Annotated in this window: 24 protein-coding genes; 14 read left to right on the top strand and 10 right to left on the bottom strand. The window is 71.8% G+C overall.

Features of this window, described 5'->3' with window-relative positions:
* Positions 1–73 precede the first annotated feature (73 nt).
* The 3 genes from AC0L6F_RS10810 to AC0L6F_RS10800 all read left to right on the top strand — a co-directional run bounded on the left by AC0L6F_RS10810 (position 74) and on the right by AC0L6F_RS10800 (position 2062).
* A complete protein-coding gene (locus tag AC0L6F_RS10810; protein WP_473537910.1) occupies positions 74–748 on the top strand; it encodes a 4a-hydroxytetrahydrobiopterin dehydratase in 675 nt (224 codons plus the stop codon).
* A gap of 147 nt (positions 749–895) precedes the next feature.
* Positions 896–1666: an isocitrate lyase/PEP mutase family protein gene (locus tag AC0L6F_RS10805; RefSeq protein ID WP_473537909.1), complete on the top strand. Its 771-nt coding sequence runs from the start codon at positions 896–898 to the stop codon at positions 1664–1666.
* Between the two features lie 51 nt (positions 1667–1717).
* Entirely contained in the window at positions 1718–2062 is a 345-nt protein-coding gene (locus tag AC0L6F_RS10800) for a DUF2200 domain-containing protein (RefSeq protein ID WP_473537908.1), read from the top strand.
* 28 nt (positions 2063–2090) lie between these two features.
* Here AC0L6F_RS10800 and AC0L6F_RS10795 read toward each other — a convergent pair whose 3' ends face one another.
* From AC0L6F_RS10795 to AC0L6F_RS10785, 3 genes are all read right to left on the bottom strand, one after another.
* Positions 2091–2789, bottom strand: a complete 699-nt coding sequence (locus AC0L6F_RS10795) for an NUDIX hydrolase (protein ID WP_259610803.1) — start codon at positions 2787–2789, stop codon at positions 2091–2093.
* A 320-nt stretch (positions 2790–3109) separates the two neighbouring features.
* Entirely contained in the window at positions 3110–4798 is a 1689-nt protein-coding gene (locus AC0L6F_RS10790) for an ABC1 kinase family protein (protein WP_473537907.1), read from the bottom strand.
* A gap of 38 nt (positions 4799–4836) precedes the next feature.
* Positions 4837–5403 (bottom strand): PadR family transcriptional regulator, encoded by a 567-nt coding sequence (locus tag AC0L6F_RS10785; RefSeq protein WP_473537906.1) that lies wholly within the window; start codon positions 5401–5403, stop codon positions 4837–4839.
* Positions 5404–5516: 113 nt separating this feature from the next.
* Between AC0L6F_RS10785 and AC0L6F_RS10780 the strand changes: the two genes are divergently transcribed.
* Positions 5517–6437, top strand: a complete 921-nt coding sequence (locus AC0L6F_RS10780; protein ID WP_473537905.1) for an NADP-dependent oxidoreductase — start codon at positions 5517–5519, stop codon at positions 6435–6437.
* A gap of 20 nt (positions 6438–6457) precedes the next feature.
* Here AC0L6F_RS10780 and sigJ read toward each other — a convergent pair whose 3' ends face one another.
* Entirely contained in the window at positions 6458–7390 is a 933-nt protein-coding gene (sigJ, locus tag AC0L6F_RS10775; protein WP_473537904.1) for an RNA polymerase sigma factor SigJ, read from the bottom strand.
* A 134-nt stretch (positions 7391–7524) separates the two neighbouring features.
* Between sigJ and AC0L6F_RS10770 the strand changes: the two genes are divergently transcribed.
* The 6 genes from AC0L6F_RS10770 (at position 7525) to AC0L6F_RS10745 (ending at position 13566) form a co-directional block, all read left to right on the top strand.
* Positions 7525–8727, top strand: a complete 1203-nt coding sequence (locus AC0L6F_RS10770; protein WP_473537903.1) for an NAD(P)/FAD-dependent oxidoreductase — start codon at positions 7525–7527, stop codon at positions 8725–8727.
* Positions 8724–9227: a hypothetical protein gene (locus AC0L6F_RS10765; protein ID WP_473537902.1), complete on the top strand. Its 504-nt coding sequence runs from the start codon at positions 8724–8726 to the stop codon at positions 9225–9227. Before AC0L6F_RS10770 ends, AC0L6F_RS10765 begins: the two co-directional genes overlap by 4 nt.
* Positions 9228–9357: 130 nt before the next feature.
* On the top strand, positions 9358–9816 hold the full coding sequence (locus AC0L6F_RS10760) for an iron chaperone (protein ID WP_473537901.1): 459 nt from the start codon (positions 9358–9360) through the stop codon (positions 9814–9816).
* Between the two features lie 76 nt (positions 9817–9892).
* Complete coding sequence (locus tag AC0L6F_RS10755; RefSeq protein WP_274636591.1) at positions 9893–11281, top strand: C1 family peptidase; 1389 nt, start codon at positions 9893–9895, stop codon at positions 11279–11281.
* A 55-nt stretch (positions 11282–11336) separates the two neighbouring features.
* Positions 11337–13295, top strand: a complete 1959-nt coding sequence (locus tag AC0L6F_RS10750; protein ID WP_473537900.1) for an ABC1 kinase family protein — start codon at positions 11337–11339, stop codon at positions 13293–13295.
* A 22-nt stretch (positions 13296–13317) separates the two neighbouring features.
* Entirely contained in the window at positions 13318–13566 is a 249-nt protein-coding gene (locus AC0L6F_RS10745; protein ID WP_473537899.1) for a hypothetical protein, read from the top strand.
* Between the two features lie 13 nt (positions 13567–13579).
* Here the strand turns inward: AC0L6F_RS10745 and AC0L6F_RS10740 are convergent, their stop codons facing one another.
* Genes AC0L6F_RS10740 through AC0L6F_RS10725 form a run of 4 tightly spaced genes read right to left on the bottom strand, consistent with a single transcriptional unit; the run spans position 13580 to position 17988 of the window.
* On the bottom strand, positions 13580–14746 hold the full coding sequence (locus AC0L6F_RS10740) for an acyl-CoA dehydrogenase family protein (protein WP_473537898.1): 1167 nt from the start codon (positions 14744–14746) through the stop codon (positions 13580–13582).
* 10 nt (positions 14747–14756) lie between these two features.
* Positions 14757–16124: a beta-ketoacyl-[acyl-carrier-protein] synthase family protein gene (locus tag AC0L6F_RS10735; RefSeq protein ID WP_473537897.1), complete on the bottom strand. Its 1368-nt coding sequence runs from the start codon at positions 16122–16124 to the stop codon at positions 14757–14759.
* Positions 16121–16471 (bottom strand): hypothetical protein, encoded by a 351-nt coding sequence (locus tag AC0L6F_RS10730; protein WP_473537896.1) that lies wholly within the window; start codon positions 16469–16471, stop codon positions 16121–16123. The genes AC0L6F_RS10735 and AC0L6F_RS10730 overlap by 4 nt, the downstream gene beginning before the upstream one ends.
* The gene (locus AC0L6F_RS10725) at positions 16468–17988 is read right to left on the bottom strand and encodes a class I adenylate-forming enzyme family protein (protein ID WP_473537895.1); all 1521 of its coding nucleotides are present in this window, start codon (positions 17986–17988) and stop codon (positions 16468–16470) included. Before AC0L6F_RS10725 ends, AC0L6F_RS10730 begins: the two co-directional genes overlap by 4 nt.
* A gap of 145 nt (positions 17989–18133) precedes the next feature.
* Here AC0L6F_RS10725 and AC0L6F_RS10720 point away from each other — a divergent pair, with 145 nt between their 5' ends.
* From AC0L6F_RS10720 to AC0L6F_RS10710, 3 genes are read left to right on the top strand one after another with little or no spacing between them, the layout of a single operon-like run.
* Positions 18134–20269, top strand: a complete 2136-nt coding sequence (locus AC0L6F_RS10720; RefSeq protein ID WP_473537894.1) for an MMPL family transporter — start codon at positions 18134–18136, stop codon at positions 20267–20269.
* Positions 20232–21497: a sensor histidine kinase gene (locus AC0L6F_RS10715; protein ID WP_259610794.1), complete on the top strand. Its 1266-nt coding sequence runs from the start codon at positions 20232–20234 to the stop codon at positions 21495–21497. Before AC0L6F_RS10720 ends, AC0L6F_RS10715 begins: the two co-directional genes overlap by 38 nt.
* Positions 21494–22141: a response regulator gene (locus AC0L6F_RS10710; protein WP_473537893.1), complete on the top strand. Its 648-nt coding sequence runs from the start codon at positions 21494–21496 to the stop codon at positions 22139–22141. Before AC0L6F_RS10715 ends, AC0L6F_RS10710 begins: the two co-directional genes overlap by 4 nt.
* Positions 22142–22157: 16 nt before the next feature.
* Here AC0L6F_RS10710 and AC0L6F_RS10705 read toward each other — a convergent pair whose 3' ends face one another.
* Positions 22158–23162 (bottom strand): LacI family DNA-binding transcriptional regulator, encoded by a 1005-nt coding sequence (locus AC0L6F_RS10705; RefSeq protein ID WP_473537892.1) that lies wholly within the window; start codon positions 23160–23162, stop codon positions 22158–22160.
* Positions 23163–23190: 28 nt separating this feature from the next.
* Positions 23191–24393: a Gfo/Idh/MocA family protein gene (locus AC0L6F_RS10700; protein WP_473537891.1), complete on the bottom strand. Its 1203-nt coding sequence runs from the start codon at positions 24391–24393 to the stop codon at positions 23191–23193.
* Between the two features lie 215 nt (positions 24394–24608).
* Between AC0L6F_RS10700 and AC0L6F_RS10695 the strand changes: the two genes are divergently transcribed.
* On the top strand, positions 24609–25865 hold the full coding sequence (locus AC0L6F_RS10695) for an ABC transporter substrate-binding protein (protein WP_473537890.1): 1257 nt from the start codon (positions 24609–24611) through the stop codon (positions 25863–25865).
* The last annotated feature ends 62 nt before the right edge of the window (positions 25866–25927 follow it).

The raw sequence follows: 25927 nt of genomic DNA, 5'->3' as shown, positions 1-25927 counted from the left end.
AGGAGGCCGTGTCGTCGGTGACGCCTATCGTGTGGCGGGTACGAGACGAACCGCGTCATCAAGGAGGATCACGATGGTCGAGTCGACGGAGGATGCCGTCGTTCAGCTGTTCCCGAAGGATTTCCACGCGACAGCCGGCACCGAGGACTGGCGCGTCCTGTTCTGGGGCGCGCATGCGTTCTACCGGACCGGGTCGTTCGCCGAGGCCGTGGCGTTCACGGCCGACATCGCACAGGCAGCCGTCGAGGTCGGGCACGACCCCGACGTGGACGTGCGGCCCGAGGGCGTGGTGATCCGCACCTTCTCGCGCATGGACGGGGCGCTCAGCCGGAAGGACGCCGACCTCGCCGTGGCGATCAGCCGCGCCGCGCATGCGCGGGGGCTGCAGGCGGATCCGGGCCTGCTGAAGGTGGTCGGGATCGCGATCGCGCAGGATGCCGGGATCGACACCCGCGCGTTCTTCGAGTCCGTGTTCGGATACATCCGGGTCGGCGACGAGGACCTGATCGATCCGCTGCGCCGCGGCCCGCATCTGTGGTTCCACGAGCTCACCCCGCCCAAGCCGGGCCGCGGGCGCACGCACATCGACCTGTCCGTGCCGGCGGATGTCGCCGACGAGCGCCGGCAGGCGGCGCTGGACCACGGCGGGCGTGTGGTCACCGGGGAGTTCATGCCCAGGACCTGGACCGTCGCCTCGCCCGAGAACCACGGTGTCGACATCGCCGGCTGGGCCGACCTCGAGGCGTGACCGGCGACGCGGAGGCCATTCCCGAACCTGCGGTCGGTTCTTAGGATCAGACCATGTCCACTCCAGCAGGGCTGACCGCGATCGCGTCGGCGGCCGGTGCTATAACCGGGGAAGGCGCCGGTCTCGGCGTCGGAAGGAGAGGCTCCGATGCCCGCGCCCGCCATCACCGAACGATTCCGCGCCCTGCACTACGAGCGGACGCCGCTGCTGCTGCCCAACCCGTGGGATGTCGGTTCGGCACGGCGGTTCGCGGCCCTCGGCTTCGCCGCCCTGGCCACCACGAGCAGTGGGCTGGCGGCGTCCTTGGGTCACAGCGACGGTGAGCTGTCGCGCGACATCGTGCTCGCGCACTGTGCCGCGCTCGTCGACGCCGTCGACATCCCGATCAGCGCCGACCTGGAGGGCGGGTTCGGCGACGGTCTCGACGAGGTCGCCGAGACGTACGCCCGCGCCGCCCGGATCGGCCTGGCCGGGGCATCCATCGAAGACTCCGTGCCCGACGACGCGGCGCCGATCCGAGACTCCGCCGCAGCAGCCGAACGCGTGCGTGTCGCGGCGGAGGCCGCGCACGCCGTCGACCCCGCGTTCGTGGTCACCGGGCGGGCCGAGAACTTCCTGCACGGGCGGGAGGACCTGCCCGACACGATCGCCCGGCTGCAGGCGTATCAGGATGCCGGAGCCGACGTCCTCTACGCCCCGGGGCTGATGCGCGCCGACGACATCCGCGCGGTCGTGACCTCGGTCGACCGTCCGGTCAACGTGCTGCTGCGGCGCGGCGGCCCGGGCGTCGCGGAACTGCGGGCACTCGGTGTGGCGCGGATCTCGGTCGGCGGGCGCTTCGCGTTCGCCGCCTTCGCCGCGGCGGACGCCGCGGCGCGAGCATTCCTGGACGAGGGCCGCGAGCCCGGGACGGCCTGATCGCGGGGTGACCACCCGCTCGACCGAGGTCGCCCCAAGTACCCTGGAGGCATGCACCGGATCTTCACCACCAGCGTCGCGGCGGTCTACCCGCTGTACCTGACCAAGCTGGAGAAGAAGGGCCGTACCGCCGAAGAGCTGGACGAGGTGATCGGCTGGCTCACCGGCTTCGACGACGCGCAGCTGCATCGCCACCTCGCAGACGGGTCGACCTTCGAGGAGTTCTTCGCCGACGCGCGGCTGAACCCGAACGTGTCGCTGATCACCGGGATGATCTGCGGGGTGCGGGTCGAAGAGATCGAAGACCAGCTGATGCAGAAGATCCGCTACCTCGACAAGCTCGTCGACGAGCTTGCGCGCGGCAAAGCGATGGACAAGGTGCTCCGGCGCGCGTAGCGCCGCCCGACGGATCGGTCCGGTCCGGCTACACGTCCGGCTCGACTGTGCGCGCGGCATCCCACGGCACGGTCCAGCCCAGCGTGTCGAACATGCCGGACAGGATGATCGCGGTGAATCCCCAGATCAGCCGTCCGTCGAGCTCGAAGGCGGGCATCGGGGGCAGGTCCACCCCGCGCATGCGCGTGACGTTGACCCGGTTGGCAGGGTCGAGCAGGCGCGCGACCGGCGCCCGGAAGACCTCGGCGGTCTCGGCCGCATCCACCGCGTGCACGGGGGATGGATGCCGCCACCAGGCCGGCACCGGGGTCACGAGGTGGTTGCTGACCGCCAGTGGCAGGTCCGGCAGCGGGTCGAACAGCTCGAGCCCGTCCGGGTCGAGCCCGGTCTCTTCGACCGCCTCGCGCACGGCGGTGGCGCGGATGTCGCCGTCGGCCGGCTCCACCCCGCCACCGGGAAACCCGATCTGGCCGGGATGATGCAGCAGACTCGATGCGCGGCGCAGCAGCAGCACGTCCGCATGCGCCGGGTCGACGGGATCCGGGTGGGCGCCGTCCCCGTGCAGGACACCGTCCAGCGGACCGAAGAGGATGAGTACCGCGGATCGCCGCGCCAGCTCCGCGTTCACCGACATCCGCTCCGAGGCGAACTGCCGCCAGTCGAAGCCCGTCCGGCCCAGCGCCGCCAGCGCCGAGCGGACATCGGTCGTGGTCTGCGGGGCCTTCATCCCCTCAGCGTATGCCGCGCCGCCCCCACCGGATCGCCGGATCCGCCCGCCGACCGGAGCCGGCGGGGCACGTCGCGACGCGCCGACGACGCCGATCGGCGAGACTGACTCCATGCGCACGATCGGGATGCTGGGCGGGATGAGCTGGGAGTCGACGGCCGAGTACTACCGGCTGGTGAACGAGCTGGTGCACGAGCGGCTCGGCGGCTACCACTCCGCGCGGGTGATCATCGACTCGGTCGACTTCGCCGAGATCGAGGCCGCCCAGGTGGAGGACCGGTGGGACGACGCCGGCCGTCAGCTCGGCGCGCGGGCGCGGGCTACCTCGAGCCGCCGGACCGATCGCCGAAGCCGGCGAACAGCGCGTGCAGGAGCGGCAGGGCCGAGATCGACATCAGCACGATGCCGAGGACGTCGTCGCTCGGCCGCAGCAGGATGCCGCCGATGAGCAGTCCGGCGAACAGCACCGCCGAGACCACCCGGCGTGCCGCGCGCTCGAGCCGGCGCATGCGCCGGTCGACGCTCGGCGTGTGCGCGGTCAGCCGGCCCTCTTCGAGGAGGCTCACGAGGGAGTCCAGTCGCTGCGGCAGCCGCGCGGTGACCCCGGCGACGGTCAGCGCCTGGCGGGCGAACTCGCGCACCGTGCTGCCGCCCTGGTCGCGCAGCAGCCGCTGCGCATACGGCTCGACCGCGTGCCACATGTTGAACCGCGGGTTCAGGGCGGTGCACACGCCGGACATCACCGAGACCGCCCGGATGATGAGCAGGAAGTTCTCCGGCAGCTGGAACGGCATCGTGCGCATCACGTCGCTGAACCGGCGGGCGAAGTCCTCGAACTCGCGCGGGTCGACCTGCTGCAGATCCGACAGCGCCATGCCGCCGAACCGGTCGAACAGCTCGTGCATGGCCCGTTCGAGCTCGCCCGAGTCGGCCCCCGGCAGCAGCACGCCCATGTCGCGGATCGCGCCGACCAGCCCCTTGCCGTCGCGGGCGGCGACCGCGATGAGCACCTTCTGCAGACCCTGCCGAAGCCCGTCCGGGATCTCGCCCATCATCCCGAAGTCGACGAACGTGAGCGACCAGCCGCGTTCGGTGCCCGGTCGCGGTGTCACGAAGATGTTGCCCGGGTGCGGGTCGGCCTGGAAGAAGCCATGGATGAACAGCTGCTCGAACATGACGCCCGCGAACGTGTCGGCCACCTCGGCCGGATCGATCCCCGCGGACTGCAGCCCGGCGATGTCGTTGATCTTGATCGCGGTCACGTCCGACAGCGTCAGCACGCGCCGGGTGGTGCGCTCCCACACCGGCTGGGGCGCATCCACCCGTGCGTCGTCCGCGAAATCCTCGGCGAAGCGCTCGGCGCTCGCCGCCTCGTGCAGGTAGTCCACCTCCTGCCGGCTGGTCACCGCGAACTCCTCGACCAGGGCCGGCAGGTCCACGCGCGCGGCGATGAACCGCACCCGGCTGAGCCATCCCGCGATCCGCCGCAGCGCCGCGAGGTCGACCTCGATGATCGCGTCGATCCCCGGCCGCTGGATCTTCACGACGACGTCCGTGACTCCCGCCTGCGCGGCATCGGCCGTGGACAGTCGCGCCCGATGCACCTGCCCGAGGGATGCCGCGGCCACCGGCTCCGGATCGAAGAAGGAATACGCCCGATCCAGCGCCACCCCCAGCTCGGTCTCGGCGAGCTCGAGGATCGGGGCGAACGGCACCGGCGGCACCTCGTCCTGCAACGACTCGAGCTCACCGGTGATCTCGGGCGGCAGCACGTCCAGCCGGGAGGAGAGGAACTGCCCCACCTTGATCATCAGCCCGCCGAGATCGACCGCCAGCACGTGGAAGCGCCGGGCGATCCGCTCGAACCGGGCGGACCGGCCGGCCCGGGCCAGCCGGCCGAGGCCGATGCGGGGCAGCACCAGGCCGAACCACCACTCCTGCACCATGTGGCGCAGCGCGAAGCGCATGATCCGGCGATAGCGGACACGCGTCGCCCTGGCGTCGGTCATCGGCTCCCCTTGGCCCCGGCCTCGCCGGCGGCATCCGCTCAGTCTTGCGCGAGAATCGAGTAGAGCCTACGCCGGGCGTCGTCGATGACCGCCACCGCCTGCTCGACCTGGTCGGCGGATCCGTCGTGGGCCACCTGCATGGCCACCTGCGCCAGCTTCGCCCCCGCCTTGGGCAGCGCGGCGGCGCGCGCGGCGCTCTTGGCCATCGACGACTCCCACGGCGCGTCGCCCTCGGCCGCCTCGGCCTGCTCGCGGCCGGCGTCGGTCAGAGAGTAGGTCTTCTTTCCGTCGGCGTGGTCGACCTCGACGAGGTCCTCGTCGGCCAGCAGCTGCAGGGTCGGATAGACCGATCCGGGGCTCGGCTTCCATGCGCCGCCGGAGCGCTCCTCGATCTCGTGGATGAGCTGGTAGCCGTGCATCGGCTGCTCCCGGAGCAGGGCGAGGATCGCCGCGCGCACGTCGCCGCGCCCCATCCGCGGACCGACCCGCTGCTCGAACGCCTCCCGCAGATTGCCGACGGCATCCCACAGTCCGAAGCCCAGCGGCCCGAAGTCCGGGCGGTGCGAGTGATCGTCGGGTCGTCCGCTCGAATACGAACCGTTCATGGTGATCCTCCGTTCGATGACGGTGCCCCACCGAGGGGCGTTACCGATAGTCAACGATATATCGTTCAGACCCGAGGTGGAATACCCCCGAGGCCGGTCAGGTTGGCGCTGGCATGAAGGCAGTGCGATTCGACCGGTACGGCGACGTGGATGTTCTGGACGTGCGGGAGGTCGCCGATCCGGCGCCCGGACCGCATCAGGTGATCGTGCGGGTGCGCGCGGCCGGCATCAACCCGGGCGAGGCGGCGATCCGACGCGGCGACCTGGACGCCCGCTGGCCCGCGCACTTCCCGGAGGGCGAGGGCAGCGACCTGGCCGGCATCGTGACCGAGGTCGGCGCGGAGGTCACCGGGTTCGCGGTCGGCGACGAGGTCTTCGGCTTCACCAACGATCGCGCGAGCCACGCCGAGCTGGTGGCCGTCGACGACGACCAGCTCGTGCGCAAGCCCGCCGCGGTGCCGTGGGATGTCGCGGGGGCGCTGTTCGTGGCGGGCACCTCGGGCCGCGCGATCACCGATGCCGTCGGCATCCAGTCCGGCCAGACGGTGGTCGTCGTGGCGGCCGCGGGCGGGGTCGGAGTGTTCGCGACCCAGCTGGCCCGCAACGCGGGAGCGCGGGTGATCGGGCTGGCGAGCCCGGAGAACCACGAATGGCTGCGCGGGCTCGGAGTGGTTCCGGTCGATTATCACGGCGAGGGGCTGGCGGACCGCATCCGTGCTGCTGCCGAGGGCCGGCCGATCGCGGCGCTGCTGGACACGCACGGAGGCGGATACATCGAGCTCGGACTCGACCTCGGCGTCGAGCCGGCGCGCGTCGCGACCATCGCTGACTTCACCGCGCGAGAGAAGGGCGCGCAGTGGGTCGGACACGACGCGGCCGCCACGCCCGCCGTGCTCGCGGCGCTCGCTGACGAGATCGCCGCCGGGCGCCTGGAGGTGCCCATCGCGGCCCGCTATCCGCTCGCCGAGGTGCGGGCGGCGTACACCGATCTGGAGCGCCGGCACACACGCGGCAAGATCGTGCTCGTGCCCTGACCGATCCTGCGGCGGTGGCGTCACGCCGCGGTCCAGGAGCGCAGCTTGTCCGGATTGCGCACCACCCAGATGTGCGTGATCCGGCCGTGCGCGACCTGGAAGGCGTAGACCGACACGATGACACCGTCCCGGACGGCCACCAGACCGGGCTGGCCGTTCACCGTCCGCTCCCGGATGATCAGCCCGGTGAACAGCTCCCGGAGCCGGACGAACGCGCGTGCGAACTGCTCCGCGCCCTCGATCGGACGCAGCACGGTGTTGACCCGCCCGCCGCCGTCGCTGACCGCGATGGCATCGGGGGCGAGGAGGGCGACGAGGGCGTCGATCTTGCCGTGCTCCCAGGCACGCTTGAAGTCTCGGATGACCGCCGCCTGCTCGGCGGTCGGCGGGGCGGGCGTGCGCGCCGCGCGGATGCGTGTGCGGGCGGACGATGCCAGCTGCCGGCAGGCTCCGGCCGTTCGACCGACCATGTCGGCCACCTCGGCGAAGGAATAGCAGAACACGTCGTGCAGGATGAAGGCGACGCGTTCTGCGGGCGTCAGGGACTCCAGGACGACGAGGAACGCCATGTTGATCGACTCGTCGAGCGTGACCCGATCGGCCGGGTCGACCGGGGCATCGCCGGACAGCGCGACGCGCCAGTCCGATCCGCCGGGGACCGGCTCGGGGATCCACTCGCCCACGTAGCTCTCGCGGCGCACCCGGGCCGAGGTGAGCAGGTTCAGGCAGAGCCGGGTGGCGACCGTGGTCAGCCACGCGCCCGGTGAGGCGATGGCATCCCGCTCGACCCGCGACCGGGTGTACCAGCGGACGTAGGCCTCCTGCACGACATCCTCGGCGTCGGCGACCGAGCCGAGCAGGCGATAGGCGACGTTCATCAGCTGACGACGCTCCCCCTCGACCTCCTGCGATCTCAGGTCGGGCTCGTCGGGCGGCGGGTACGTGTCGGTCATGATCTCGCCCATTCCCCCTTCGGGATGTCTCTCACCGATCCGACCGCGCAGCACCGTGATTCGTCAGGTGCGGCGACCTGACGATCCGGGCGGCTGTGCGGTCGGAGGGGTGAGACCAAGGAAGGGAGCCTCTCATGTCGACACTCAATCACGACACGTCGGTCCTCGTCATCGGCGGCGGGTATTCCGGGGCGCTTGCGGCCAACCGGCTGCGGAAGCGCCCGGAGGTGCGCGTCACGCTGATCAATCCCCGGCCGATGTTCGTCGAGCGGGTACGGCTGCACCAGTTCGTGGCCGGCACCGCCGCGGCGATCGTGGACTACCGGAGGATCCTCGCGCCCCCGGTCGACCTGGTGGTCGACACCGTCACGCGAATCGACCCCTCGGGGTGCGGCGTTCTCCTCGCCTCGGGGCGCACCCTGCCGTACGACCGCCTGATCTATGCCGTCGGCAGCACCGGCGAGCCTCCGGCATCCGTTGCCGGCGCCCGCGAGCACGCGCTGTCGGTCGCCGAGTTCGAGTCAGCGCAGGGGGCGCGCGCCGCGTTGGACGTGCTGCCGGCGGACGCCCCGATCACCGTGATCGGCGGCGGGCTGACCGGGATCGAGACGGCCGCCGAGCTGGCCGGGACGGGCCGGTCGGTCACGCTCGTCTGCGCCGAGGGACTCTCGCCATACCTGAGCGACCGCGTACGTCGTCACATCGCACGGTGGATGTCGCGGCACGGTGTGGTCGTGCTCGAACGGCAGCGTGTGGTCGAGGTGAGACGCACGGCGGTGGTGCTGGCCGACGGCACGGTGCGCGCGAGCGCGCTGACGCTCTGGACGGCCGGATTCGGGGTGCCGACGCTGGCCGCCGACAGCGGGCTGCGCACCGATGCGGTGGGACGGCTGCTCACCGACGAGACGCTCACGAGCCTTGACGACGATCGGATCGTGGCCACCGGCGACGCCGCCGCGCCATCGGGGCGACCGCTGCGCATGAGCTGCCAGGCCGCAGGCCCGCTCGGCGCCCAGGCCGCCGACACCGTGCTGAGTCGCATCGCCGGAACCGAGCCGAGGGCGATCGACCTCGCCCTCACCGGCGCGTGCGTCAGCCTCGGACGCCGCGCCGCCGTCCGGCAGTTCGCGCACAAGGACGACGTCGCGATGGATGGCTGCCTGTCCGGGAGCCTCGGCGTGGCATACAAAGAGCTGTCGACGAGGGTCGCCGTGGGCAAGATCCGCCTCGAGGCGCGTCGGCCCGGTTCCGTTCCCTGGCCTCGGGGAGGACGCCGGCCGGAGACAGTGGATGCCGGGGACATCGCCCTCGTGCGGGCGAGTGGGGCCGCGTCATGACGGAGCGCATCACCGCGGCATCCGTCGTCGAGCGGCGGGCCGACGCGAGCGGATGGGTCTTCCGCGGGGTCGTGAGCGCCCACATGGTGGCGCTCATCGGCCAGCCGGTGTTCGCCGGGATCCTCCTCTCCGGCGACCATGGCGGCCTCGGTCTGCACCTGATCGGCGCCAACCTCACCACGGCGATCGGCTATCTGCAGGTGATCGTCGCGATCGTCGTCCTGGTACGGCTGGGCCGACGATGGCCGTTCGCCTCCTCCCTTGCGATCGCCGTCGCCGAGACCGCGCAGTATTACGCCGGAATCCACATCGGCCCGTGGCTGCACGTCCCCCTGGGCGTGCTGATCGTCGCTGCGGTGGCGCTGCAGCTCGCCGCCGCCTGGCGCCTGCCGCTGGCGCGGGTCAGCCCATCGTCCCCTCGAACAGTCCGATCACGTTGCCGTCCGGGTCTTCGAACACCGCCCACCAGCTCGTCTCCGAGATCGGGCTCCGCGGGGTGAGGACCACTCCGCCGGCCTGCTCGACCTGTGCCAGCACGTCGTCGATCGAGTCGACGGTCGAGCAGGATTCGAGAAGCGCGGGGGCCGCGGCATCCGTAACGTGGAATCCACCACGACGAAGGGAAGGCTCATGGCCGAGAAGACAGCCGCGAAGACCGGCAAGAGCGGGTTCAGCGCCGACGAGCGGGCCGCGATGAAGCAGCGGGCGGCGGAACTGCGCGCCGAGAAGCAGGCGGCCAAGGGCGCGGAGAAGCGCGCGCAGGGACTGCAGGCGCTGCAGGAGGCGATCGCCGGGATGGACGGCCTCGACAAGGAACTCGCCGAGAAGCTGCACGAGATCGTGACCGAGGTGGCCCCGCAGCTCGAGCCGAAGACCTGGTACGGCTTCCCGTCGTATGCCCAGGACGGCGCCGTGCTGTGCTTCTTCCAGCCGGCGGGCAAATTCAAGACGCGCTACGCGACCCTGGGCTTCAACGACGCCGCCCAGCTGGACGACGGGCCCATGTGGCCCACGGTCTATGCGCTGATCGAGTTCACCCCCGAGGTCGAGGAGCGGGTGCGCGCACTGGTCGCGAAAGCCGCGGGCTGACTCCATCCGGGCGGCGGGGGTGGGCGCGCGGGCGTCCGAGAGTGCGGCCGACGGGCGGCAGTGGCAGGCTGGAGGGATGACGCTTCTCGACGATCCCCAGACGGCCGCAGCCGCTCACGCGGCGGCATCCCCCCGCACTCCTCTCGACGAGGCCACCGTCGCGCACTGGCGCGAAAAGTTCCTGGCCGACCCGTCTGCCGTGCGAGCGATGAACGCCGTCACCCGCACTCCGATCGACGAGGTCGCCCTGAACCGGGCGCGGGTGGTCGACACGCGGCTGAGCATGTCGCACCGGCTGGACGATTGGGCGGCGACGAACCAGCAGAAGTCGGGGCGGTGCTGGCTGTTCGCGGCGCTGAACCTGCTGCGGGCCGATGCCCGCCGCGTCCTGGGTGTGAAGGACTTCGAGTTCAGCCAGAACCACGCGATGTACTGGGACAAGATCGAGCGGGCCAACTACTTCCTCGACGACATGATCGAGCTCGCCGGCACCGCGCCGGACGATCGCCTGATGGCGTTCCTGCTCGAGCAGCTGATGGGCGACGGCGGCCAGTGGAACATGGAGGTCTCGGTCTTCGCCAAGCACGGCGCCGTGCCCAAGGAGCTGATGCCCGAGACCGAGTCGTCGGCGAACACGGCGCGGATGAACTCGTCGCTGCGCACCCAGCTGCGCCGTGGGGCGCGGATGCTGCGCCAGGCCGCCGCGGCCGATGCGGCATCCGATGAGCTCCAGCGGCTGAAGGAGCAGATCCTCACCGACACGCACCGGATCCTCACGATCCACCTGGGAGTGCCGCCGACCGAGTTCGAGTGGCAGTGGAGAGACGACGAGAAGCAGTTCCACCGCGCCGGCTCGTTCACCCCGCAGTCCTTCCTCGCCGCGTACACCGACATCGACCTGGCCGACTACGTGTGCCTGGTCGATGACCCGCGCCCCGAGCACCCGAAGGGCGCCGCGCTGACCGTCGCGCATCTGGGCAACGTGGTCGGCGGCGACCCGGTCGTCTACCTGAACGTGGACATCGACCTGATCAAGCGGATCGCCGCGCAGACGATCGTCGACGGCGAGCCGGTCTGGTTCGGGTGCGACGTGGGTCCGCAGATGGCGCGCAAGGACGGGCTGTGGGCGGCCGACCTGTTCGACTACGCCGGCGTGTACGGGGTCGACCTGTCCACGACCAAGGAGGAGCGGGTCCGCTTCGGAGAGTCGGCGATGACGCACGCGATGCTGTTCACCGGTGTCGACCTCGACGAGGACGGCGCGGCCCGCCGCTGGCGGGTGGAGAACAGCTGGGGCACCGAGAACGCCGACAAGGGCTTCTACACGATGGCCGGCTCGTGGTTCGACGAGTATGTCTTCGAGGTGGTGGTGCGCAAGGACCGGCTGCCGGCCGAGCTGCAGGCGGCGCTGACGACCGAGCCGCTCGAGCTGCCGGCGTGGGACCCGATGGGCGCCCTGGCCTGAGCGCACGCGGTCTCGGCGGATACGCTGAGACCGGCCCCGGCGGAAGGAACCAGCGGTGAGCGCCTTGACGATTGTGCTGGATGTCGCGGTCATCGTGATCGCCACCGTCGTGGCCATGGTCGTGATCGGCGCGTTCGCCCGGCGGGTGCTCGGCATCCGCGTGAGCATCGTCCGCGTCGTCATCGCCGGCATCCTGGGGCTCGCCGCCGAGGTCGGCTTCGAGTCGCAGTTCGTGTGGGGCGCCTACACGCCGGCGCTGATCCCGGTCCAGTTCGGGATCATCCTGTTCGTGGCGATCGCGTTCCTCGTGCTCGCCGAGGTGGCCGTGCCCCAGGGCACGCTGCCGCGGCCGGATCAGTGGGCCGCGGCGATGCGCCGTAGCCGGGAGCGCACCCGGCGCTATGCCGAGCTGCTGCGGATCGCGTCGCATCACCGGCTGCTGCCGTTCAAGATCAACACCGAGCCGACCAACGCCGGCGCAGCCGAGCGGCGCCGCCAGGCCGTCGCGCTCACCGCCGCGCTGGAGGACGCCGGCGGCGCGTTCGTGAAGATCGGCCAGCTGCTGTCGACCCGCACCGACGTGCTGCCGGTCGAGTTCACCGAGGCGCTCGGCCGACTGCAGCAGCGCGTGCCGCCGGCACCCTGGGCGCAGATCGCGCCGACGCTGGGGGCGTCGCTGGGCCGGCCGGTCTCGGAGGTGTTCGCCGACTTCCGCGAGGAGGCCGTGGCCGCGGCATCCATCGGGCAGGTGCACGAGGCGACGCTTCCGTCGGGGCAGCGGGTGGCGGTCAAGGTGCAGCGACCCGGCATCGTGCCGCTGGTCGAACGCGACATCGACATCGCGCTGCGGCTGTCGCGGCGGCTCGCGCAGTCGACCGGATGGGCGCGCCGGTTCGGACTCGACGAGCTCGCCGACAGCCTGGCCGCGAGCCTGCGCGACGAACTCGACTATCGGGTCGAGGCATCCAACATCGCCGCGATGGAAGCGGTGCAGGAACAGCGCCCGAAAGGGAAGCGGCTGCGCATCCCCCATTTCATCGCCGCGCTCAGCTCGCGCGACGTGCTCGTGATGGAGTACCTGAGCGGCACGACCCTGAGCGAGGGCGGTGCCGCCGACCGCATCCCGGAGGCGCAGCGCCGGGCGCTGGCGGTACGACTGTTCCAGGGCACGCTGGAACAGATCATGGATGCCGGGGTGTTCCACGCCGATCTGCACCCGGGCAACGTGATGATCACCGATGACGACGATCTCGCGCTGCTGGACTTCGGGTCGGTCGGCCGACTGGACTCGGAGGTGCGGCGGCAGATCACCGACGTGCTGCTGGCGTTCTCGCGCGGCGATGCGCGTGCGTTCGCCGACACCCTGATCACATTCGTCGAGCTGCCGGACGACCTGGACGAGTTCATGCTGCGCCGTCAGATCGGCGAGTTCATGTCGCGGTACCTCGGGGCCGGATCGGTGCTGGACGCCTCGGCCTTCACCGAGGTCATCGGCATCCTCGGCGCGCACGGACTGGCGGTGCCGCCGGAGCTGACGGCGGCCTTCCGTGCGATCGCGACCGTGGAGGGCAGCGCCCGCGTGCTGGTCCCGGACTTCGAGCTGGTCCCCGCCGCCGCGGCCTACGCGCAGGAGCGCCTCGTCGCGGGACGGAAGCCGGACGCGCTGGCGCGTGCGGTGGGGGATGAGCTGCTCGGCGCGCTCCCGATCGCGCGGCGCCTGCCGCGGCGGATCGACGACATCAGCGGACAGCTGGCCGCCGGGCGGCTCAACCTCAACGTGCGCCTCCTCGCGGACCGCCGCGACCGGGCGCTGCTGCGCGAGTTCATCAACCTCGCCGCGATCACATTCCTCGCCGGCGTGTTCGGCGTGATGGCCGCGATGCTCCTCACCAGCGGCGGCGGGCCCGAGATCACGCCGACCCTGAGCCTGTTCCAGGTGTTCGGCTACCTGCTGGTGCTCGTGTCGGGCGTGCTCACGCTGCGCGTGGTGTTCGATGTCCTCCGCCGAAGGTGAACGGCCGAGGCACAATGGAGGCATGATCGTGACACCGGACGTGATCGGCGTGGTCGTCGCCGTCTTCGTCGCGGCGGTCGGATTCGTGGGCGTGATCGCGGGGATGCTGCATCGCCAGACGCTCCGCTTGGACGCCCGGTTCGACAAGATGGACGCCCGGTTCGACAAGATGGACGAGCGGTTCGCCCGCGTCGAAGCCGAACTCGTCGAGGTGAAGATCGCGGTCGCCCGCATCGAGGGACCGCGGCCGCCGTTCACGCTCGCCCGCTGAGGGTCGCGGCGACTCAGTCGTCGTCGAGCAGTGCCGCCGCGTACATCGGCCGTGCGGCGTCGGCGCTCGGCGGATGGAACAGCCCGGCCGCGGCATCGCGGTAGAGGCGGCTCACCTCGTTCCCGTTGCCGAATCCGCTGCCGCCGGCGCAGGTCAGGGCCACCTCGGCGGCTCGCCGCGCCGCGTTGGACGCGTTGATCCGGGCCGAGACCAGGCGCAGCGGCCAGCCGGTGCCGTGATCGACGAGGTCGTCGAAATCGCGAGCGTAGGCGTCCAGTTGCGCGGGAACGGCCATGTAATCCATCAGCGCGTCGGCGAGCCGGGCGCGTGATTCGGGGATCTCGGAGAGGGATGCTCCGGCCTTCGCCGACTTCCGATGCTTCAGGCCCGCGGCGCCCAGGTCGAGGGCGCGTCGCGCGACACCGGCGTAGACCGCGCCGATCAGCAGCTGGAAGTTGCTCGTGATCGCGAAGGTCAGCAGGTCCGGCACCCGGCCGGGCGCGATCCGGCGGGCGACCCGGTCGGCGCGCATCGGAACGTCCTTGAGGATGGTCGCGCGACTCTGCGAGGCGCGCATGCCGAGCACATCCCAATCGTCCGAGATCGTGATGCCCCCGGCATCCCGCTCGATGAATCCGTACACGAGCATCGGGTCGCCGGTCGTGTCCAGCCCGTGCACGATCAGCCGGGTCCACACCGGCGACAGCGACGTGAAGATCTTCACCCCGGTCAGGCGGTACCCGCCTTCGCCGGTCGGCGCGGCCACCGTGTTCGACCCCTGCAGCACCCAGTCGTTGCTGGGCTCGCTGATCCCGAAGGCGAAGATCTCGTCGGCCATCACGTCGTCGAACACCCAGGTCAGCGAGCGGTCGCCCCGATCGACCATCGCCTTGACCACGCCGGTGCACATCAGGTGCATGTTGACCGCGAGCGCCGTGGCCGGCGCCGCACCGGCGAGCCGCTGCTGCAGACGCGACACCTCGGAAAGGCCCAGCCCCGGGCCGCCGAACTCGACCGGCACGAACAGCCGCAGGTATCCGCGCTCGCGCAGCTCGGTCAGGTCCTCGTCGAAGAAGCGGTTCTCTCGGTCGTACACCGCGGCGCGCTCGCGGAATCGCTCGAGCAGTGCATCGGGCAGGTACTGCTCGGCGAGCTGGGCGTGGCGGGCTTCTCGGTCCATCGGGCTCTCCTCATCCGCGGGCGATCACGATCGCCCCGTTGTGTCCGCCGAACCCGAAGGATGTCGACAGGACGGTGTCGATACGTTCGCGGCGTGGCGCCGCCACAACATTCCAGTCCGGGAATGCAGGGTCGTCGAGGTTGAGCGTCGGTGGCAGGACCTCGTCTCGCAGCGTCTGCACCGCGATGATCGCCTCCACCACGCCGGACGCCCCGAGCAGGTGACCCGTGCTCGATTTGGTGGCGCTGATGGGGATGCTGCGGGCCCGCCCGCCGAGGGCGGCGGCCAGGGCGTTCAGCTCGGCCGCATCGCCAGCGGGGGTGCCGGTGCCGTGCGCGTTGATGTGTGCGATCTCGGTGGCGCCGAGGCCGGCATCGGCCAGGGCCTGCCTGATGGCATCGGCCCCGCCCCGGCCGTCGGGATGCGGCGCCGTCGGATGGTGCGCGTCGCTGGCCGCCCCGAATCCGGCGAGCCGGGCGAGGACGGCCGCCCCGCGGGCGTGGGCCGAGTGCTCGGACTCGAGCAGGATCGCCGCGGCGCCCTGGGCCATGACGAACCCGCGGCGTCCCGCATCGAACGGACGGGACGCGGCGGTGGGGTCGTCCTCGTACCCGGATGCCAGTGCACGCATATTCGCGTTCGACGACAGGTTCACCGGGTTCAGGCAGTCCTCCATGCCGACCACCAGCACGGCGTCGGCGTAGCCGTGACGGATGCGCCGCAGCCCCTCGCCCAGCCCGACCGCGCCGCTCGCACAGGTCGCGGACACGCCTTGCGCCGGGCCGCGGATGCCGTAGCGCTGGGTGAGCAGGGCGGCCGCGGCATCCGGTGCGCCGTGCATGGACAGGCTGAGCGGCACGGCGCGCGGGCCGCGCTCGTCGTACGCCCGGGTGGCCTGCTGCATCGCGTCGACCGGTCCCGAGCCGGTGGCGGCGATAACCGCGACCTGCAGCGGATCCCACGGCAGCTCGGCGGTCAGCGGGAATGCCGCCGCCTGCGCCAGCGCCTGGTCGGCCGCGGCGATCGCCCAGTGCTGCACCGGGCTGAGCCGCCGGGCCAGCGCATGGCCCAGTGCGGGACCCGGTGCGGGACCCGGTGCGGGACCTGGTGCGGGGTCCGGTGCGGGACCTGGTGCGGGACCTGGTGCGGGACCTGGTGCGGGGTCCGGTGCGGGACCTGATGCGGGGCCCGGTGCGGGGCCCGGCGCGGTCTCGAACCCGCGCACCCGCCCGCCGATCCGGACGGCGAGTCCGGCGAACTCGGGCTCGTCGAGCACCGTGATCGCGCTGCGGCCGGTGGCCACGGCATCCCACAACGCGGGCACGTCCAGACCGCTGGGGGTGACCGCGCCCATCCCGGTGACGACGACCTGCCTCATCCGTCCGCTCCCCCGTCATCCTCGGCCGAGCCGAGGAGATATGCCCGGGCGCGGGCGAAATCGGGCCGGATCATCCTCGCTTCGGCAGATCTCCTCGGCTGGGCCGAGGGCCGGCGGCGCCCAGCGTCGAAGGCGAGGGAGGCGGGGGCAGTGGATGCCGCGGCCAGGGCCCCGCCCGCGGCCAGAACCCCGCGCGCGGCCAGCACCCCGCCCGCGGCCAGCGCCACGCCCGCGATCGGAACCCCGCCCGCGGCCAGCACCCCGCGCGCGGCCAGCGCCACGCCCGCGATCGGAACCCCGCCCGCGGCGAGCGCCCCGCCCGCGGCCAGCGCCCCGCCCGCGCTCACAGCCGCGCCGCCAGTCCGTCGTCCACCAGCTCGGTGGTGGCAGGGCGGCGGATCTTGCCGCCCACCGTCCGGGGTAGGGCCTCGATGCGATACCAGCGGCGCGGGACGAACTGCGGCGCGAGTCGCTCCCGCGCCCAGGCGATCAGCTCGTCCTTGCCGGGCCCGTCGCCCTCGACCACCAGCGCGACCACGCTTCCCAGGCCGCGGTCCGCGAGCGCCACCGCGCAGACGGCGCCGAGCCCCGGCATCCCGTCGAATGCCCGCTCGACCTCGGTGAGGGCGACCTTGTGTCCGCCGGTGATCGTGATGTCTCCGGCCCGGCCGACCAGCTGCAGGCGGCCGTCGACGAGCCGCCCCTGGTCGTGCACGGTGGCCCACCCGCTGGGGTCCTTGAGCGGCTCGGTGGTCGTCGCCGAGATATACCCGTCCGAGCATGCGTCAGCGCGGATCCAGACCGTGCCGAGTTCGCCGTCGGGCACCGGGGCGCCGGCATCGTCGCGCACCTGTGCGCCGATCCCCTCGTAGACCGAGATGAACGTGCCGTCGCCGTCGCGGCTGTCGCCGATGAAGCCGATCTCGGCGGCGCCGTAGTAGCTGATCAGCCGCACCGCGGGAAGCACGGCGCGCAGCCCCGCGCGGAGGGATGCCGGCAGGTTCGCACCGCCGGTGACCACCACCTCGAGCCCGGTGATGTCGTGGCGTCGGCGCCGGGCCACGTCGGTGAGCGCCTGCACGACGGCGGGCACCGCGACGACCCGGGTGATCTGCTCGTCGCGGATGCGGCGACCGAGCGCGACCGGATCGAACGCATCCGCGACGTGTGCGCTGCCGCCGGTGGCCAGGCACTCGATCAGCGCATACAGGGTCAGGCTGTACGAGACGGGTCCCGGTGCGAGAGTCGCCACCCCGGGCAGCGGTTCGAGATGCGCCGCCGAGACCGCGACGTTCGCGCGGTACTGCCGGCGGGTCTTCAGGAACGCCTTCGGGTTGCTGGTGGTGCCCGACGAGAACAGCAGCAGGAACGGCTCGTCGCCATCCCGCACGCCCGGCTCGGGGCTCGACCCCGCCCCCGTCGGGACGGATGCCTCGACCTGCATGAACTCGGCGAGGGTGAGGATCGCACCGCCCCAGCCTCGCGCGTGCAGCGCCTCGGCGAGGTCGGCCTGGTCGCTGATGACCACGCCGATGCCGGTGGCCAGGACCACCGCGACGCGATGGGTGAGCGGCCAGCGCGGGTCGATGGTCGCCGAGACGGCGCGGAACCCGGCCAGGCCGGCCACGATGCGGGCGGTGTGGAACGCCGAGGTGACGCTGATCGCGGTGATCGGGATGCCGCTGGTCTCGCGAGCCGGCGTCGGCGGCCGGGTCTGTGCCGCGTGCAACTGATCGACGGCCGCGAACATGCGGCGCGAGTCGGCGACGAGCTCGGCGTAGGTGAGGCGACCGTCCGGTCCGACGATGGCGAGGCGTTCGGGATGTCGTGCCGCGACATCCAGCATCGCCCCCGTGATCGGCACCGTGACCTCCGCTTCCCCGGTCAGTCTATTCGGGATTCCCCGGTCGGGCCCGGGCGAGGGGGCCGTCACCTCATCCGTTCGGATGAGAGAAGGATCGGCCATCTTCCCGACGTGCCCGGCGCCGGCGACGGCTGGACTGGGGACCATGCTGCGTGTTCTGCGTTCGATCCCCTCCGTCCTGACCTCCCGCCGTGGTGCGTGGTGGTCGCTGGCCGTCGCCGCCGTGCTGCTGGTGCTGGCAATGGGCGCGCTCGGCCGCGCCGATCTCGACGCGGGCAACGAGGCCGCCCCGCCGCAGTCCGAATCTGCACGGGCCGCCACGGCCGCCGACCGGTTTCCCGGTGCCGAGCGCCAGACCCTGCTGATCGTGGCGAGCCGCGACGACGGCGCCCAGCTGACCGCCGGCGACACCGCGGCTCTCGGCACCCTGATCGATCCGGTCGGCACCGCCACCGGGATCGCCCCGCTCGGGCCGTTCCCCAGCGACGACGGCCGGGCCGCGGTGATCCAGGCGACCGTGGATGTCGGTGCCGACGGCGACGCGAAGGCGGCCGTGACCACGGTGCGCGATGCCGTCGCCGCGCACCCGATCTCGGGCGTGGCAGTGCAGGTGACCGGCGGTCCCGCGTTCGGCGTGGACGTCGCGGCCGCGTTCGACGGCGCCGACTTCACCCTGCTGCTGGTGACGATCGTGATCGTCGCGCTGCTGCTGATCCTGACCTATCGCTCGCCGGTGCTCTGGATGATCCCGCTGGTGGTCGTCGCCCTCGCCGATGAGCTCGCCGGCAGCGCCACCGTGGCGGTCGGCAACGCCCTGCAGCTGCAGTTCGACACCGGCATCGTCAGCGTGCTCGTGTTCGGTGCCGGCACGAACTACGCGCTGCTGCTGGTGTCGCGCTATCGCGAGCAGCTCGCCGTCGACACCGACCACCGGCGTGCGCTCGCCCGGGCATGGCGGGGCACGGCGGGCGCGATCGTCGCGTCGAACCTGACCGTGGTGCTGTCCCTGGCCACCCTGGTGCTCGCGGTGATCCCCGGCACCCGGGGCCTGGGGGTGGCATCCGCCGTCGGCCTGCTGATCGCCCTGGTCGCGGTGCTGTTCCTGCTGCCGCCGCTGCTGGCGGTGTGCGGGCGCGGGGTGTTCTGGCCGTTCGTGCCGCGTCCCGACCGGCCGCGCGAATACGGTCGGGCCTGGCGTGGTGTGGCCGAGCGTGTGGTGCGCCGGCCGTGGCTGCCCCTCGTGGGCGGAGCGCTGCTGCTGGGTGTGATGGCCGCCGGCCTGTTCGGCACCACCGTCGGGCTCACCCAGGTGGAGAAGTTCCGCGTGCCGTCCGAGTCGGCCGCCGGTCTCACGGTGCTCGGCGCGCACTTCGATCCGGGCCTGGCGCAGCCGATGATCGTGATCGCCGACACGGCGGCGGCGGATGCCGTCACCGACGCGATCGCGGATGTTCCCGGCGTCGTGCGGGTCACGGCATCCGGCACCAGCGCCGATGACGCGCAGACCCGCCTGGTCGTCACCGGCGAGCCCGCGCCGGGCACCCCGGAGAGCCTCGAGCTGGTGCAGACCGTGCGCGATGCCGCCCGCGCCGTCCCCGGCGCCGATGCCCTCGTGGGCGGGCCGGTGGCCACCGACCTGGATGCGCGCGCCGGCAACCTGCGCGATTTCGTCCTGATCACGCCGCTCATCCTCGGCATCAGCCTGGTCGTGCTGATCGGCCTGCTGCGCGCCCTCGTGGCCCCGGTGCTGCTGCTGTGCGTGAACGCGCTCAGCGCGGTGGCCGCGATCGGCGCCGGCGCCTGGCTCGGCCGGGTGCTGTTCGGCTGGGAGGCGCTGGATCTGCAGGTGCCGCTGCTCGGGTTCCTGTTCCTGGTGGCGCTCGGAATCGACTACACGATCTTCCTCGTGCACCGCGCGCGCGGCGAGGCGCGGCGGCGGGGCACGCGCGCCGGGATCGTGCACGCGGTCGCCTCGACGGGTGGGGTGATCACCAGCGCCGGCCTGGTGCTGGCGGCGGTGTTCGCCGCCCTCGGGGTGCTGCCGCTGGTCACGCTCGGCCAGATCGGACTGATCGTCGGGGTCGGGGTGATCGTCGACACGTTCGTCGTGCGCACGCTGATCGTGCCCGCGCTGTTCGCCGTGCTCGGCGACCGGATGTGGTGGCCGAGCCGCATCCGCCCCTCCGCCGGCCCGTCCGCCGACGGCGTCGACGAATCGGCCGGTGACGGGGGAGAATCGAAGGATGTCGACACCCATCCCGTCTCGGTCGCCGCGCGATAGCGCGCCGGCGCCGCGGTCCTGGGCGGGGCTGGTCGGGTCGATCCGGCTCGGCCAGGCGCTGATCACGGCGACGCTGCTGATCGCGGGCGCCGTCCGGGCCGCCGCCGACGGCGTGCCGATCGCGCTGACCGCGGCGGTCGCCGTCGCGTTCGCGGGCTGGTACGCCGCCGGCCTCGTGCTGAGCACCCGCACCGCCGACCGGCCGCTGGCCGCGTGGTGGCTCCTGGGACTGGCCCTGATCTGGGTGGGCGCGGTCGCCGTCAGCGCCGAGTTCGTCTGGCTGGCGTTCTCGCTGTGGCTGCTGGCCGGCTTCGCGCTGCGGATGCGGTGGGCGATCCCGTACAGCCTGATCGTGCTGGTCGTCGTGCTGGTCGCGCCCGTCGCCCACACCGGCAGCACGTCGTCGGCCAACGTGATCGGGCCGGTGGTGGGCGGCCTGTTCGCCCTGGGCATTGCGCGCGGCTACCTCGAACTCGTCCGGGACGGCCGCGAGCGCCGGCTGCTGATCGCGTCGCTGGTGGCCGCACAGGACGAGACCGCCGCGCTGCAGGACGAGCTGGCGCGCACGCAGCGCGAGTCCGGCGTGCACGCCGAGCGCACCCGGCTCTCGCGCGACATCCACGACACCGTCGCGCAGAGCATGACCTCGATCGGGATGCTGGCGCGCGGCGCCCTGGACGGCGCCGAGCGGGGGACGGGGGCCGAGGCATCCCGTGCCCTGCGGCAGATCGACGAGCTGGCCCGCGACGGACTGGCCGACACCCGACGGATCGTGAACGCGCTCATGCCGGCCGAACTGGACGGCACGGCGCTCGGCGACGCCCTGGCGCGCATGCTGGACCGGCTGCAGGACGAGACCGGCATCCGCACCGAGCTGCACGTGGATGCCGGCTTCCCCGCGCTGGCACCGGCCACCGAGGTCGCCCTGCTGCGGGTCACCCAGTCCGCGCTGGCCAATGTGCGCTCGCACGCCGACGCGCGCCGGGTGGTGGTGACGCTGGCGGATGCCGGGGACACCGTCCGGCTGGATGTGGCCGACGACGGCACCGGCTTCGACGCGCAGCGGTGGAACGCCCGCGCCGCGCGCGCCGGCGACGGCGGCTATGGGATGCGGGCGATGCGGACCCGGCTGCGCGAACTCGGCGGCGGGCTGGACGTGGAGAGCACCCCCGGGGAGGGCACCGCGCTGTCGGCGCATCTGCCGCGGCTGGCCGAGGCGCGTCCGTGACCGGGTCGGACCGGGGCGCGGACCGGGTGCGGTTGATCCTCGTCGACGATCACCCGATCGTGCGCACCGGGGTGCGGGCGCTGCTGACCGGGCAGAGCGACGTCGAAGTGGTCGGCGAGGCCGGCTCCGGCGACGAGGCCGTGGCCCTGGCGCGGCACCTGCGCCCCGACGTGGTGCTGTGCGACCTGCGCCTGGGCGAAGGGATGGACGGGATCGCGACGACCGTGGCGCTGCGCGGGCTGCCGCATCCGCCCGCCGTCCTCATGCTCACGACATTCGATCGCGACGCCGAGGTGGTCGGTGCGATCGAGGCCGGAGCCGTCGGCTACCTGCTCAAGGATGTCGAGCCCGCGACGATCGTGGCGGCGGTGCGTGACGCCGCCGCAGGGCGCCTGGTGCTGACCACGGAGCTGAGCCGGCGGCTCGTCACCGCGATGCGCGCCCCGCGGGTGCGCCTGACCGATCGCGAACGCGATGTGCTGCGGCTGCTGGACCGCGGCGCCTCGAACCGCGAGATCGCCCGCGAGCTGTTCGTGACGGAGGCGACGGTGAAGACCCATCTCGCCCACATCTTCACGAAACTCGGTGCCGACAGTCGCTCGCGCGTGCTGGCGGTCGCCCGCGAGACCGGCCTGCTGGAGTGACGCCCGCCCGCCCGGATCACCGGGCCGGCGGCGGTGCCGTCGAGTCGCGCAGCAGCAGCACGGCGGGGTAGTTCCGGGCCATCGGCGTGGTGTCCCCGGAGACGAGCAGAGCCACGGCATCCCTCGCCATCTCGGTCACCTGCTGCGACACCGAGGTGAGGGCGGGCCAGGTGAAAGCGCCCTCTGCCGTGCCGTCGAAGCCCACGACCGACATCTGGCCGGGGATGTCGACGCCGCGCGAGTGCAGCGCGGCCATCAGGCCCATGGCCACCTGATCGGATGCCGCGAACACGGCCGTGATCTCGTCTCGGCGCTCCGCGACCTTCAGCCCTGCATCGAACCCGCTCTGCGGCGTGTATCCGCTGCGGAAGGCCGGACCGGCCGGGATGCCGGCATCCGACAGCGCCCGCCGCCAGCCCGCTTCGCGGGGATCCAGCGTCGACTCCTCGCCGACGAACGCGATCGACCGGTGGCCGAGCCCGAGGAGGTGCTCGACGGCCATCCGCGCGCCCTCGAGGTAGTCGGTGCTGAACGTGGGGTGCCCCGACCGGGCGCTGAACTGGTTCAGGTACACCAGCGGGATGCGGTTGCGCTCGATGATGCTGAGCTCCTGCGTGGTGAGGGTGTCGGCGCTGACGATGCCCTCCAGCTGCTGTGAGGTCAGCCCGGCGATCTCGTCGCCGTCCGCAGAGCGGCGCTCCCGCGCGTTCAAGGTCAGCACCATCAAGTCGTGCGTGTGCGCGGCGCCGTCCAGCGCGGCCACCATCTCGGCGAAGAACGGGTTGCGCTGATCGGGCACGATGAACCCGATCATCGTCGACCGGCCGCGGCTGAGAGCGCGTGCGGCCGCATTCGGCCGGTACCCGAGGGCGTCGGCCGCGGACCGCACGCGCTCTCGCGCCTGATCCGAGACCGGTCGGTCCGAGCCGGACAGCACGTAGCTGACCACCGCCGTGCTCACTCCCGCCAGCCGCGCGACGTCCGCTCGCGTGACGGTCCTTCTTCGGCCGTCCATCACCATCCGACTCCCCAGAGCCCCTCGTCCGATGTCATGATCCCGGGACGTCGCCGAAATCGGGGACATCCAACCGCTCGCCGTCCCGTCGGACGGACTCGTGGGCGATGATACCCGGCACCGTGAAGCGAGCCGCCCGCCACGCGTTCACCGGCGGCATCCCGCCGGCGTCGACCGCGACGGCGAAGTCGTCGACGAGGAAGTGGTGGCTGCCCTCGTGCCCGTTCGGCAGCGCCGCGACCGCCGCCGGGATGCGCTCCCGGTGATGCACCGGGGCGTAGCCGGACACGAAACTGGGGCGCAGATCCGGCGCGATGTGGGCCAGCGACGGATCGTCGACGTCCAGCGTGGCGGAGGTCTCCACCAGCCGCGACACGTCCTCGGCCCCTTCCCGGGTGTACCAGAAGGCGGCGGTGGCGACCTCCTCGAAGCTCGCCTCCGTGCCGAAATAGCGGAAGCGCGACTCGCGGATGTGCGACGGGTAGCCGACCCGACGGAACTCGTTCGTCCGGAACGAGCCGCCGCCGGCGACCTCGAACAGGGCCGTGGCGTTGGAGATGTCGTTGTCGAACATGCTCACCGACCGGTCGAAGACGCCGTCACCGCGGGTGTCGCGCACGCCGATCCCGATCGCCTTGGTCACATGCGTGTCCCACGCGCCGAGGATGCCGCCGATCGAGTGTGTGGGATACAGCAGCGGCGGATAGCTCGCCGTGCGCCGCCAGTCCTCGCCCCCGCTGAACCGGTACGCGTCATAGAACCCGAGATCCATGTCGTGCAGGTAGTCGCCTTCGGCGTAGAACAGCCGGCCGAACGCGCCGGCTTCGTTCCGATCGCGGGCCAGCACCGTCGCCGGGTTGTAGAAGCTGGTCTCGCCCATCATGTAGACCAGGCCGCTGGCGGTGACCGCGTCGATGATGGCGCCGATCTCGTCGACGCTGATGCCCATCGGCACCGTCGAGTAGACGTGCTTGCCGGCCCGCAGGGCCTGCACCGCGAGAGCCCCGTGCGTCCACCGCTGGGTGAAGATCGCGACGGCATCCACGCGAGGGTCGGCCAGCATCTGGTCGAACGAGTCGAACGTGCCGGACAGGCCGTACCGCGCCGCCAGCCGGTCCGCGCGCTCGGGGACGACATCCGTGACCCAGACCGCGCCGATCAGCGGATGGTGTGTCAGCAGCGGCGCGAACGTGTCCGCGAACTGGCCGGCGCCGACGATGCCGATCGTGAACGGCATGCGCGCTCCTCTCCGAACGGTTCGTCCTGCCCGCTCCAGCATCCAGCAGTCATCTACCCGCGTCAAGGTGCGGCCGCGTCGGCGCGCCCGCGATACCGTCATTTCAGTGACACTGAAGGGCGAATCCGCGTCGTCACTTGAATATGTTCAGTTACGCGGGTAGATTCCTTGCCACACACCTCGAGGGCTGGTCGGGATCACAGGGAAGTGAGCAGATGAGCGCACGGAGAAGGACGATGGCGTGCGGTGTCGTGGCGGGTATGGCCGCCGTCGGCATCGTGCTGACCGGGTGTTCCGGTGGCGGCGGCGGCACGGGCGGCACGGCGAAACTCGAGATGCAGACCGGCCTCGGCTCGGCCGATCCGACCCTCACCGTGCTGCAGGACATCACCAAGACCTGCACGCCGGCCGACACCGCTATCGACCTCGTTCCGATGACGAACACGTACGAGGCCGACATGAAGACCCGCATGGCCTCGGGCGACCTTCCCGACATCTGGTCGACGCACGGCTGGTCGCTGCTGCGCTACAGCCCGTTCCTGGAGCCGTTGGACAAGCAGTCCTGGGCCGACAAATTCAACACGGCGCTTGCACCGGCCATGCAGAGCAAGGACGGCCAGTTCTTCGCTCTGCCGATCACCACCGACGTGGCGGGCATCCTGTACAACAAGGACACGCTGAGCAAGGCGGGCGTCGATCCGTCTACGCTCACGACGTGGGATGCGTTCACCAAGGCACTGGCCACGCTGAAGGATGCCGGCGTCACGCCGCTCTCGTCGTCGTCGAAGGATTCGTGGATGGCCGGCAACGTCGCCGACTTCATGTCGTCCGGCGCGTTCAGCGCCGCCGACCTGGAGAAGTTCACGAAGGGGACCTTCGTCGAGGGCGGGTACACGACCATGCTCGACGAGGTGCAGGAGTGGGCGAAGGCCGGGGACTTCAACCCCGACTTCTCGTCCATCACGATGGACGAGATCGGGCGGGGGCTCGGCAGCGGAGACGTGGGGTTCGTCTTCGTGCAGAACTCGCTGGTGAGCACGGCGCTCGAGCAGAGCCCGGACGCGAAGCTCGGCTTCATCCCGATCCCGTCCTTCGTGGGCGACCCGTACTTCGTCGGCGGGGAGGGCACGGCCTACGGCGTGTGGAACAAGAGCCCGCACAAGAAGCAGGCGCTGGCCTACATCGACTGCCTCGCCCAGCCCGACAACATCAGCAAGCTCGCCAAGGCGCTGGGGGCGATCCCCGGGCTGACCGACGCGACCGCCGATCTCGGCATCCTGCAGGACAGCTACGACACACTCGTGAAGCCGAACACCTACACGCTGCAGCCGTACTTCGACCGGGTGTACCTGCCCAACGGGATGTGGGACACCATGGTGACCACGACCGGCGGAGTCATCAGCGGCCAGTCGACGCCCGCCGCGGCCGTCGACCAGATGAAGCAGCAGTTCTCCTCGTTGTTCGGCCAGTGACCGCTGGGGGCGGCTTTCGGTGGTGGGGCAGGTCGGGGGGCCGCCCCACCGCCGAACGGGAG

Source organism: Microbacterium sp. G2-16M, assembly GCF_055809115.1.
This window is presented reverse-complemented; position numbering and strand designations above follow the sequence as displayed.

Bases quoted from the DNA above. Each gene is read 5' to 3' on its own strand.
- AC0L6F_RS10765 (WP_473537902.1), top strand. From the start codon at position 8,724: ATGACGGAGCGCATCACCGCGGCATCCGTCGTCGAGCGGCGGGCCGAC.
- AC0L6F_RS10755 (WP_274636591.1), top strand. From the start codon at position 9,893: ATGACGCTTCTCGACGATCCCCAGACGGCCGCAGCCGCTCACGCGGCG.
- AC0L6F_RS10780 (WP_473537905.1), top strand. From the start codon at position 5,517: ATGAAGGCAGTGCGATTCGACCGGTACGGCGACGTGGATGTTCTGGAC.
- AC0L6F_RS10735 (WP_473537897.1), bottom strand. From the start codon at position 16,124: ATGAGGCAGGTCGTCGTCACCGGGATGGGCGCGGTCACCCCCAGCGGT.
- AC0L6F_RS10705 (WP_473537892.1), bottom strand. From the start codon at position 23,162: ATGGTGATGGACGGCCGAAGAAGGACCGTCACGCGAGCGGACGTCGCG.
- AC0L6F_RS10720 (WP_473537894.1), top strand. From the start codon at position 18,134: ATGCTGCGTGTTCTGCGTTCGATCCCCTCCGTCCTGACCTCCCGCCGT.
- AC0L6F_RS10790 (WP_473537907.1), bottom strand. From the start codon at position 4,798: ATGACCGACGCCAGGGCGACGCGTGTCCGCTATCGCCGGATCATGCGC.
- AC0L6F_RS10800 (WP_473537908.1), top strand. From the start codon at position 1,718: ATGCACCGGATCTTCACCACCAGCGTCGCGGCGGTCTACCCGCTGTAC.
- AC0L6F_RS10785 (WP_473537906.1), bottom strand. From the start codon at position 5,403: ATGAACGGTTCGTATTCGAGCGGACGACCCGACGATCACTCGCACCGC.
- sigJ (WP_473537904.1), bottom strand. From the start codon at position 7,390: ATGACCGACACGTACCCGCCGCCCGACGAGCCCGACCTGAGATCGCAG.
- AC0L6F_RS10700 (WP_473537891.1), bottom strand. From the start codon at position 24,393: ATGCCGTTCACGATCGGCATCGTCGGCGCCGGCCAGTTCGCGGACACG.
- AC0L6F_RS10760 (WP_473537901.1), top strand. From the start codon at position 9,358: ATGGCCGAGAAGACAGCCGCGAAGACCGGCAAGAGCGGGTTCAGCGCC.
- AC0L6F_RS10745 (WP_473537899.1), top strand. From the start codon at position 13,318: ATGATCGTGACACCGGACGTGATCGGCGTGGTCGTCGCCGTCTTCGTC.
- AC0L6F_RS10810 (WP_473537910.1), top strand. From the start codon at position 74: ATGGTCGAGTCGACGGAGGATGCCGTCGTTCAGCTGTTCCCGAAGGAT.
- AC0L6F_RS10695 (WP_473537890.1), top strand. From the start codon at position 24,609: ATGAGCGCACGGAGAAGGACGATGGCGTGCGGTGTCGTGGCGGGTATG.
- AC0L6F_RS10715 (WP_259610794.1), top strand. From the start codon at position 20,232: ATGTCGACACCCATCCCGTCTCGGTCGCCGCGCGATAGCGCGCCGGCG.
- AC0L6F_RS10805 (WP_473537909.1), top strand. From the start codon at position 896: ATGCCCGCGCCCGCCATCACCGAACGATTCCGCGCCCTGCACTACGAG.
- AC0L6F_RS10795 (WP_259610803.1), bottom strand. From the start codon at position 2,789: ATGAAGGCCCCGCAGACCACGACCGATGTCCGCTCGGCGCTGGCGGCG.
- AC0L6F_RS10740 (WP_473537898.1), bottom strand. From the start codon at position 14,746: ATGGACCGAGAAGCCCGCCACGCCCAGCTCGCCGAGCAGTACCTGCCC.
- AC0L6F_RS10770 (WP_473537903.1), top strand. From the start codon at position 7,525: ATGTCGACACTCAATCACGACACGTCGGTCCTCGTCATCGGCGGCGGG.